The following is a 504-nucleotide window of genomic DNA, read 5'->3' as shown; positions in this document are numbered from 1 at the left end:
TCCTGCAGGTAGTCGAGGATCTTGTGCGCGTCCGCGATGGAGTCCTTGGACTCCCACGGCTTGAACTCGTAGCCGAAGGTGTGCAGGTCCGAGTCGGAGCGGATGCCGGGGTACTTGAACAGGTCCCACGTGCCGCCGAACGTCGACCGGCCCTCGAGGATCGCGAAGGACTTCCCGGGCAGCTCGGTGGTGATGTAGTGGCCGGCGCCGATGCCGGAGATGCCGGCGCCGATCACGATGATGTCGAGGTGCTCGGGCGTGGTGCTCGTCATACTTGTCTCTCCTGGTCCGAGGGCTCAGTGATAGAACCGATGACTCACTCTCTCGCTCGACGGTCCTGTCCGGCCAGCGCAGAGTGCACCCGGTTGCCACCCGGTCTGGTGCAGATCGTCACGCAGGTGCGTCGGGGCCCAGCCAGCGCAGCACGTCGAGCGCCACCGCCACCCCGGTGGGGTTGTCCGCGAGGGGGCGGGGCAGCAGCTCGTCGGCCCTGGTGAGACGCCG

The 504-nt window shown here is 67.5% G+C and carries 1 protein-coding gene; it reads right to left on the bottom strand.

Annotation, left to right across the window (positions count from 1 at the left end; all coding sequences use genetic code 11):
- The coding region (locus tag FK268_RS24040) for an NAD(P)-binding protein (protein WP_158636228.1) at positions 1 to 272 on the bottom strand (272 nt) is incomplete at its 3' end.
- Between the last annotated feature and the right edge of the window lie 232 nt (positions 273 to 504).

The sequence above is a fragment of the Tsukamurella sputi genome (genome assembly GCF_007858445.1).
GTDB classification, from domain to species: Bacteria; Actinomycetota; Actinomycetes; order Mycobacteriales; family Mycobacteriaceae; genus Tsukamurella; species Tsukamurella sputi.
Note: the sequence above shows the minus strand (reverse complement) of the source record. Positions and strands in the feature narration are given on the sequence as shown.